Origin of the sequence: Kocuria rhizophila, assembly GCF_003667225.1 — a bacterium.
Taxonomy (GTDB): domain Bacteria; phylum Actinomycetota; class Actinomycetes; order Actinomycetales; family Micrococcaceae; genus Kocuria; species Kocuria rhizophila.
Genome location: NZ_RCOM01000001.1, coordinates 138207 through 146624 on the forward strand (window position 1 = coordinate 138207; position 8418 = coordinate 146624).

Below are 8418 nucleotides of genomic sequence, written 5' to 3' on the forward strand. Positions count from 1 at the left end.
ATGGGTTCGTACCTCCCCGACGACGAGCTGCGCGAGTTCATCGCCACGCTGCCCACCCGGCGGCTGGCCTCCGCCGCGGTCATCCGTGACGAGCACGGCCGCGTGCTCGCGGTGGAGCCCAACTACAAGGACGGGTGGACCCTGCCCGGCGGCACGGTGGAGGCGGGGGAGGACCCGCGCACCGGGTGCTTCCGTGAGGTGGTCGAGGAGGTCGGACTGCACCTGCCCGAGGGTCGGCTCATCGCCGTGAGCCACGGTGTGGGCATGGGCATGTGGGGGGACTCGGTCTCGTTCCTCTACGACGGCGGCACCATCCCGTCCGACACCCCGATCACCGTGCAGGAGGAGGAGCTGCTCTCCTACCGCTGGGTGGCGCCCGAGGACCTGGAGACGGTCATGCCGGCAGGCATGGCCGAGCACCTGCGGGCGGCCATCGAGGCCCTCGAGGCCGGCACCGTGGTGGAGCGCGTGATGCACGGGGGTTCCCGCTCATGAGCGAGCGGCCCGCACCGCGCACTGTGGTGCTCGTGCGCGCGGACGCCCCCGAGCTCCCGTTCGTGGCGTCCGCCCTCGGCCTCGGCTTCACCGCCGTCTCACGGGACGGCTGGTCCGCGGTCGTGCTTCCGGAGGGTGTGGATCCTGCTGGGCTGGCCGCCGCGGGGGACCCGCGCAGCATCGCCGTGCGCCTGGACTCGGACGGCAGCGCACGCGCGCTGCGCGTCTACCCACCCGTGGCCGCGCTCGATGCCCGTGAGGACTGGGGCACCCAGTTCGACGAGCTCGAAGAGTCCACCACGCTGCGCTGGCCCGCCGTCCACGAGGACCCCGTGGCGGGGCTGCTGGCGGGCGCGCGAGACGCCGCCGGTTCGGACGGGCCCCCCGTGGACCGTGGCACGGACGGCGACGCCGCGGCGTCGGCACCCGAGGGCAACCTCACGGCCGCGGCGAGCATCGCGTCCCTGTGCGACCTCGATCCCGCTCAGACGGCACGGCTGGAGAACTACGCCCGCACGGCGAGCTCCGCCCTGCTGCTGGAGTCCGTGCTGCAGCTGCTCGGGCTGCCCGTGGTCGCCGCGAAGATCGTGGAGGGCCAGCGGGAGGTCTCGGAGCTCGACGGGGTCACCCGCCACGAGCCCCGCCCCGCGGCACTGTCCGTGCTGGACGCCGCGAGCGTCGAGCCCAGCAGCTCGGACGTGCTCTCCCGCCTCCAGCGGGCCTACGTCCGCAGGCCAGGACTGCTGCTCGCCCTGGGCGGCGCGGAAGCCGTGCTCGGCGCGGGGCTGGCCGGTCTGGCCGCGCGGGGTGGACGCAGTGCCAAGGTGCTGGGATCGGCCTCCGCGCTCATGCTGTCCGACGCCGCCCTGCAGGCCGCGCTGTGGGCCTCCGTCCGCTCGCGCAGGAATCGCTGAGCCCTCCGCCACCCCGCTCGCGTCCCGTCACCGCGTGCGCCGGCCGGTTTGACAGCTGTGGCACAATGGACGGGTACTCGAACCGTGCGGACCCTCTCACCGTGCGTGACTTCGTGTCCACAGGAAACCCACGTGCTGCCCGCCCCACGGGCTGGCGTGTGCGGTGACCGATTCCATTCGAAACAGGAGTAACCACACAAGTGGCAGTCAAGATTCGTCTCAAGCGTATGGGCAAGATCCGCGATCCCCGCTACCGCGTGGTCGTCGTCGATTCCCGCAAGAAGCGCGACGGTCGCGTGATCGAGGAGGTCGGCGTGTACCAGCCGACCGAGAACCCCTCGTACATCAACCTGGTGTCCGATCGCGTGCAGTACTGGCTCGGTGTGGGCGCGCAGCCTTCCGAGGCCGTGCTCGCTCTCATGAAGATCACCGGCGACTGGCAGAAGTTCAAGGGCCTGCCGGGTGCCGAGGGCACGCTGAAGCAGCCCGAGGGCAAGACCCCGTTCGTCGCCCCGGACAACGGCTCCGTGATCATTCCCGAGGCCATCACCCCCAAGGCTGAGAAGGCCGAGGAGGCACCCGCCGAGGACGCCGCTCCCGCAGAGGACGACGCCGAGAAGGCAGAGTGAGCATGCTCGCGGAAGCCCTGGAGCACCTGGTCCGTGGCATCGTGGACAACCCCGAGGATGTCTCGGTGCGTTCCCGCGACAACCGCCGCGGCGAGACGCTCGAGGTGCGCGTGCACCCGGATGATCTGGGTCGCGTGATCGGACGCTCGGGACGCACGGCCAAGGCCCTGCGCACCGTCGTCTCGGCACTGGCTTCCGGCGAGAGCGTGCGCGTGGACGTGGTCGACACCGACCGCCGCCGCTGAGCGGACGCAGCACTCGTCACGGCCCCCGTTCCCTCTCGAGGGGAACGGGGGCCGTGTGCATACCGGATGCGGTCCCCGGACACGGACCGCGCAGCACCCAGCAGGACGTCCCTGGAGGAGAAGACATGAGCGTTCGGGTCGCCCGGATCGGCAAGCCGCACGGTGTGCGGGGGGAAGTGACCGTGGAGCTGTTCACGGATGATCCGCAGTCACGCTTCGCGCCGGGCTCGGTGCTGAGCGTCCAGCAGGCGCGCGGTGGCCGCCGGGGCCAGGGCGCCGACCGCCCCGAGCCCCTGCGGGTCGAGAGCCTGACCGTGGGCGGGCACCGCTGGAACAAGGACGTGCTCGTGGCCCGGTTCGAGGAGATCCGTGACCGCAACGCCGCCGAGGCCGCCCGGGGTCTGGAGCTCCACGCGGAGGTCGCGGACCTCCCGCTGGAGGACGACGAGTGGCACCAGGACGACCTCCTCGGTCTCGTGGCCGTGGACCTCACCCGTGACGAGGCGCGGATCGGCACCGTCAAGGCGCTGATCCAGGGCAGCGCGCAGGACCTGCTGGAGATCACCCCGGAGAAGGGCGGGCGTTCCGTGCTCATCCCGTTCGTCGAGGAGATCGTCCCGGAGGTGGACCTGGACCGCGGGCTGGTCCTCGTGACCCCGCCCCCCGGTCTGCTCGAGCTCGGCGAGGACGACTGAGCCGTGCGCATCGACGTCCTGAGCATCTTCCCCGAGTACCTGGAGCCCTTGAAGCTCTCCCTGATCGGCAAGGCCGTGACCGACGGTCTGCTCAGCCTGCAGGTCACCGACCCCCGCCAGTTCGCCACAGACCGGCACCGCACCGTGGACGACACCCCCTACGGGGGCGGCGCCGGGATGGTCATGAAGCCCGAGCCGTGGGCGCAGGCCCTCGAGACCGTGGTGCGCGCCGGTGCGGGGGCCGGCCGTGCGGCGTCGTCGCGCCCCGTGCTGGTCGTGCCGTCCCCGGCGGGGGAGGTGTTCACCCAGGAGGTGGCGTACGAGCTGGCCGAGGAGGAGCACCTGGTCTTCGCGTGCGGGCGCTACGAGGGAATCGACGAGCGTTTCATCGACTGGGCACGGGACGAGGTGCGGGTGCGCCCCCTGAGCCTGGGCGACTACGTGCTCAACGGGGGAGAGGTGGCCGTGCTCGCGATGGTCGAGGCCGTGACCCGGCTGATCTCGGGGGTGATCGGCAACCCCGAGTCCCTGGCGGAGGAGTCGCACACGGGCGGGCTGCTGGAGTACCCGGTGTACACCAAGCCCGCGCAGTGGCGCGAGCGCACCGTTCCGGACACGCTGCTGTCCGGGCACCACGGGCGGATCGCGCGCTGGCGGCGCGACCAGCAGCTGGTGCGCACCGCACGCCGCCGCCCCGACATGGTCCTGGCCCTGGACCCCGCCGCCCTGGACCGCGCGGACCTCGCGGTGCTGGCCGAGGAGGGGTTCACCGTGGCCGGCGGGCAGTGGCAGCGCTCCGAACGCACTACGCCGCAGGGCGCACCGGAGGACCCGTCCGATATGGCATAATGGTGGGCTGTGTGTGCGTCGGGCACGCCCCTGCCGCAGGGGGGAGAGCGACCAACGACGCACCGCCCGGGACGGCCACTTCACGTCCTGTCCCGGAACCTGGAGCACGTGCACCCCGCGGGGTGGCGCGCGAACCACACGTGAGAGACCTGCGGCGATCACGAGGAGTCACATCATGAACATTCTTGACCAGCTTGATGCCAAGTCCCTGCGCGACGACGTCCCCGACTTCCGTCCCGGCGACACCCTGAACGTGCACGTGAACATCGTGGAGGGCAACCGCTCCCGTGTCCAGGTGTTCAAGGGCTTCGTCATGGGCCGTCAGGGCTCCGGCGTGCGCGAGACGTTCACGGTCCGCAAGGTCAGCTTCGGTGTGGGCGTGGAGCGCACCTTCCCGGTGCACTCCCCGATCATCGAGAAGATCGAGCTCGTGAGCCGCGGCGACGTTCGTCGCGCCAAGCTGTACTACATGCGCGACCGTCACGGCAAGGCTGCTCGCATCCGCGAGAAGCGCGAGTCGAGCGCCTCGAGCAAGTAGGACTCACCGGGTGCCTGAGCACACGGAACACGCAGAGGACCCGGCACCTGCCGGGTCCTCTGCCGTGAGACGGCCCGTTTCCACCCGGCGCTGGTGGTTGCGCGTGATCGCCGCCGCCCTCGCGACCGCGCTCGTGGTCACGGTGCTCGTGCGCGGGTTCGTGCTGGACGTGTACTGGGTGGGCTCGGACTCCATGGAGCCCACGCTCGAGGGCGGAGACCGGGTCCTCGTGAACAAGCTCGTGTCCGAGGACGACATCCAGCGGGGTGATCTCGTGGTCTTCGACGGCCGAGGCACCCTGGACCCGCTGCACTCCTCCGACCCCTGGTACGAGCAGGCCGCGGACACCGTGGGACAGTGGCTCGGCCTCACCGGCTCGGACACCATCTACGTCAAGCGGGTGACCGCGGTGGCCGGGGACACCGTCTCGTGCTGCACCGCCGAGGGCCTGATCACGGTCAACGGTCAGCCCCAGCACGAGGACTACGTCTACCCTGGTGATGCACCGTCGGACATCCCGTTCACGGTGCGGGTCCCCCCGGGACGGGTGTGGCTCATGGGCGACCACCGCAGCGTGTCGGTGGACTCCCGTTCGTTGCTGGGCGCCCCCGGCGGTGGCCTGATCCGCACGGAGCGCATCGTGGGCACGGCCGAGAGAGTGGTGTGGCCGCTGGACCGGGCCCGCTCTCTCGAGGGGTGAACCGCATCCGCACGTGCCGGTGAGCGCGGCAGCGCCTCCCGGCACCTCCCACCCGGAACCGTCAGAACGCAGAGAAGGACAGTGCAGTGGCTGAGCAGCACGACGCCGGCGCCAACGGCGCCCACCCCCAGGACGACGCCGCCCAGCCCACGCGGCGCGGCAGCGGCGGCAGCGCCGCCAAGAGGTCACCGGGATGGAATGCGGTCCGGGAGGTCCTGATCGTCATGGCGCTCGCCGTGGTCATCGCCTTCGTGGTCAAGACCTTCCTGGTGCGCGGCTACTACATCCCCTCGGGCTCCATGGAGCAGACCCTCGAGCTGGACGACCGCATCTTCGTCAACGTCATCGGTGCCAAGACCGGTCACATCGACCGCGGGGACATCGTGGTCTTCGACGACACCCAGGGCTGGCTGCCCGAAGCTCCGGAGACCCGCACCGGGCCCGTCCGCGAGGGCCTCGAGTTCGTCGGTCTGCTGCCGGACAGCAGCCAGCAGGCCCTGGTCAAACGCGTGATCGGTGTGGGCGGCGACCACGTGACGTGCTGCGACGCCTCCGGGAAGGTGTCTGTGAACGGCCAGCCGCTCGACGAGCCCTACATCTACCCCGGAGCCGCGCCCTCCGACTTCGCCTTCGACGTCACCGTTCCCGAGGGCAAGGTCTTCGTGATGGGCGACCACCGCAACGCCTCGGCGGACTCCCGCTTCCACATCGAGACCGGTACCCAGTTCGTGAGCGAGGACGACATCGTGGGCACGGCCTTCGTGATCGCCTGGCCGCTGGACCGGTTCCAGTTCCTGCACAACCCCGAGCAGACCTTCCAGGACGTCCCCGCGGCCGGCGGGCAGTGAGCCCCGCGCGCTCCGCCCCGGCCACCACCCTCGACGTGGAGGTGTTGCTCGCTCAGCGCGGGGCACGCTTTGTGGCGGGGATGGACGAGGTGGGCCGCGGTGCGCTGGCAGGTCCCGCGAGCGTGGGCGTCGTCGTGCTGGACGTCCCAGCCCTGCTCGCAGACAAGCCGGCGGCGGGTGCCTCCCAGGGCGGGCAGGCGCCGTCGACGCCGGACGGTCCGGGACCGCGCGCGCCGCACCCCTGGGAGGGCGTACGGGACTCCAAGGCCCTCAGCCCCGCCCGCCGCGCCGCACTGGCACCCACGATCGGCGCGTGGGCCGCGGCCACGGCGGTCGGCCACGCTCAGCCGCGAGAGATCGACGAGCTGGGGATCAACGCCGCGCTGCGGCTCGCCGGCCTGCGCGCCCTCGGGGCGGTGCGTGCTGCGGGCGTGCCCGTTGACGCACTGATCCTGGACGGCTCGTACAACTGGCTGGACGCTCCGGCGGTGCTGGGCCAGGCCGAGGACCCGGTCGAGCTGCCTGCCGTGGTGCACACGCTGGTGAAGGCGGACGCGCAGTGCGTGAGCGTGGCCGCCGCGTCGATCCTGGCGAAGGTCGAGCGCGACGCCCTCATGGGGCAGCTGCACCGGGAGCACCCGGACTACGGCTGGGCTTCCAACAAGGGGTACGGCAGCGCGGCTCACCGTGCGGCGCTCGCGGAACGGGGCACCACCGACCACCACCGGCTGAGCTGGAACCTGGGCGGGCGGTAGTTCGCGCAAAGGGCTCTGCGGAGCCCCGGTCGGCGTTCGCGCGGTGGGCTCCGCGGTTGGCGATCGAACGGTGGCTTCAGCGGTCGGGCTGCGGTTGCGGCCTGGGTGCACGCGGCTCCGCGACAGGGAGTGTCGAGCAGACCGGACGGCCGGTCGGCCCGGGGGAGCGGGGGGTGTGCCCTGCGGCTCGGCGAGCTCCTCGTGCCAGCCGCCATCCGCCCTCCACACCAGCGGGCCCGGGGCGCCGCTGCGCCTTGATCGGCCCCACAGTGGGGTCATGACCGCGCCCGCAGCCCACCGCCCCGACCACCAGTCGAGCCCGAACCCACCCGGCGCTCCCCACATGAGCACCGGGCGAGCCGGTGAAGACCTGATCGCCGGCCTGCTGGAGCGCTCCGGATGGACCGTGAGGGACCGCAACTGGAGACCGGCGCCGCCCCCGGGGCGCCCACGGGGCGAGCTGGACATCGTGGCGGAACGCCACGGCGCCGTCACGGTCTTCGAGGTCAAGACACGCACCGGAGGGGACTTCGGCCACCCGTGTGAGGCTGTGGGTGCCGAGAAGCTCCGGCGCCTCCACGTCCTCGCCCGTGCCTGGGCCCGTGAGAACGGTCAGGCCGGGGTCCCGTCCGTGGACGTGGTTGCCGTGCACTGGCCCAGAGGGTCCTCTCCGCGTGTGGAGCACGTGGGTTCCATCGGCTGGCTCTGACCTCGGGGCCACCCCGGCCGCCCCGCCCTGGCCGGGCCGCCCGGCCGCTCGGGGCAGGGCCGCCCACCGCGACGTGACACGTCATCCGGCCCGCGGATGCTGCTCGGGGGTGGACACATTCACGTGGATGCACCGTGCATTAGGAGATCTTCTGTGTGGCGTGTCACGGTATGACGGGGCAGGAACCGGGAGTCCGTGGACGGGGGAATGGCATGAGAACCGCTGCGTGGTTGCCGCATGCGCTGTCTGCCACCGCTGTGGCGGCCGCCGTGGCACTGGGCGTCGTCGCGTGCTCCCAGACGGGCAACGATCCGGGCGGACATCCCACCGTCAGCTCATCCGTGGTCTCGGCGGACGGCGACCTGCACCCCGGCACCTTCCGCGCCTCGCTGCCCAACGGCGCCACCGTGCGGATCACGGTCCCCGCGGCGGTCCCGTCCAGTGACGAGCTCGAACGGCTGCGGCGGGAGGCGGGGGTCGAACGGGCCACCTACGCCACGGTGGAGATCGACAACACCCGGGGCCACTCACCCGTCTCCGTGAGCCGCCTCATCCTCACGGCGCGCGACGGCGCCACCTACCAGCTCGAGCACGTGTCACGGGCGGTCGAGAAGTGGCGGCCCCGGTCCTTCGAGGGCGCCTACCGGGCGCCGGACGGTTCAACCCTCTCCCGGGAGAAGGCGTGCAAGGTGAAGCGCCGGATCGCCGACGCGGCGGACGCCGCCACGGGCCCCGTCCCCGCCGGGCGGAAGGCACGCAACGTGCTGGTGGGGGACATCGACGGGATCCCGGATCGCTTCGCGAGCCTCGAACTCGTTCCCGTGATCGGTGACCGTGAAGCCGCACCGGTACGGCTGCAGCCCGACACGGGGCGCCACGGGGACACGGGCACGGAGTCGTGGGATCCCACCATCCCGCTGGAGGACGACGAGTACCAGGAGGACCCCGGGGACGGGTCGAGGGGGCCCGGCGGGGACCTGCCTGATCCGCTGCCGGAGGAGCCTGCTCCGTCCGGTACCCCCGCGCCGGGCCCCCTCGACC

The 8418-nt window shown here is 71.9% G+C and carries 12 protein-coding genes; all 12 read left to right on the forward strand.

The genetic code is table 11. From position 1 onward, the window contains the following. Complete coding sequence (locus D9R02_RS00600; protein ID WP_070638340.1) at window positions 1-495, forward strand: NUDIX domain-containing protein; 495 nt, start codon at window positions 1-3, stop codon at window positions 493-495. Further along, complete coding sequence (locus D9R02_RS00605; RefSeq protein WP_070638337.1) at window positions 492-1409, forward strand: hypothetical protein; 918 nt, start codon at window positions 492-494, stop codon at window positions 1407-1409. Before D9R02_RS00600 ends, D9R02_RS00605 begins: the two co-directional genes overlap by 4 nt. A 200-nt stretch (window positions 1410-1609) precedes the next feature. Then, window positions 1610-2038 (forward strand): 30S ribosomal protein S16, encoded by a 429-nt coding sequence (rpsP, locus tag D9R02_RS00610; protein ID WP_019308972.1) that lies wholly within the window; start codon window positions 1610-1612, stop codon window positions 2036-2038. A 2-nt stretch (window positions 2039-2040) separates the two neighbouring features. Beyond that, entirely contained in the window at window positions 2041-2283 is a 243-nt protein-coding gene (locus tag D9R02_RS00615) for an RNA-binding protein (protein ID WP_029603087.1), read from the forward strand. 125 nt (window positions 2284-2408) lie between these two features. Then, window positions 2409-2978 carry a ribosome maturation factor RimM gene (rimM, locus tag D9R02_RS00620; RefSeq protein ID WP_019308974.1) on the forward strand — a complete coding sequence of 190 codons (570 nt, stop codon included), beginning with the start codon at window positions 2409-2411 and terminating at the stop codon, window positions 2976-2978. A 3-nt stretch (window positions 2979-2981) separates the two neighbouring features. Continuing rightward, entirely contained in the window at window positions 2982-3827 is an 846-nt protein-coding gene (gene trmD / locus D9R02_RS00625) for a tRNA (guanosine(37)-N1)-methyltransferase TrmD (protein ID WP_121566108.1), read from the forward strand. A 175-nt stretch (window positions 3828-4002) separates the two neighbouring features. After that, the gene (gene rplS, locus D9R02_RS00630; RefSeq protein ID WP_019308976.1) at window positions 4003-4365 is read left to right on the forward strand and encodes a 50S ribosomal protein L19; all 363 of its coding nucleotides are present in this window, start codon (window positions 4003-4005) and stop codon (window positions 4363-4365) included. A gap of 10 nt (window positions 4366-4375) precedes the next feature. Further along, window positions 4376-5065: a signal peptidase I gene (gene lepB, locus D9R02_RS00635; protein ID WP_180956157.1), complete on the forward strand. Its 690-nt coding sequence runs from the start codon at window positions 4376-4378 to the stop codon at window positions 5063-5065. A gap of 86 nt (window positions 5066-5151) precedes the next feature. Then, complete coding sequence (gene lepB / locus D9R02_RS00640) at window positions 5152-5913, forward strand: signal peptidase I (RefSeq protein ID WP_070638322.1); 762 nt, start codon at window positions 5152-5154, stop codon at window positions 5911-5913. Then, complete coding sequence (gene rnhB / locus D9R02_RS00645; protein WP_070638319.1) at window positions 5910-6668, forward strand: ribonuclease HII; 759 nt, start codon at window positions 5910-5912, stop codon at window positions 6666-6668. Before lepB (D9R02_RS00640) ends, rnhB begins: the two co-directional genes overlap by 4 nt. A 277-nt stretch (window positions 6669-6945) precedes the next feature. Beyond that, on the forward strand, window positions 6946-7377 hold the full coding sequence (locus tag D9R02_RS00650; RefSeq protein ID WP_406921525.1) for a YraN family protein: 432 nt from the start codon (window positions 6946-6948) through the stop codon (window positions 7375-7377). A gap of 212 nt (window positions 7378-7589) precedes the next feature. Next, the coding region (locus D9R02_RS00655) for a hypothetical protein (RefSeq protein WP_220700409.1) at window positions 7590-8418 on the forward strand (829 nt) is incomplete at its 3' end.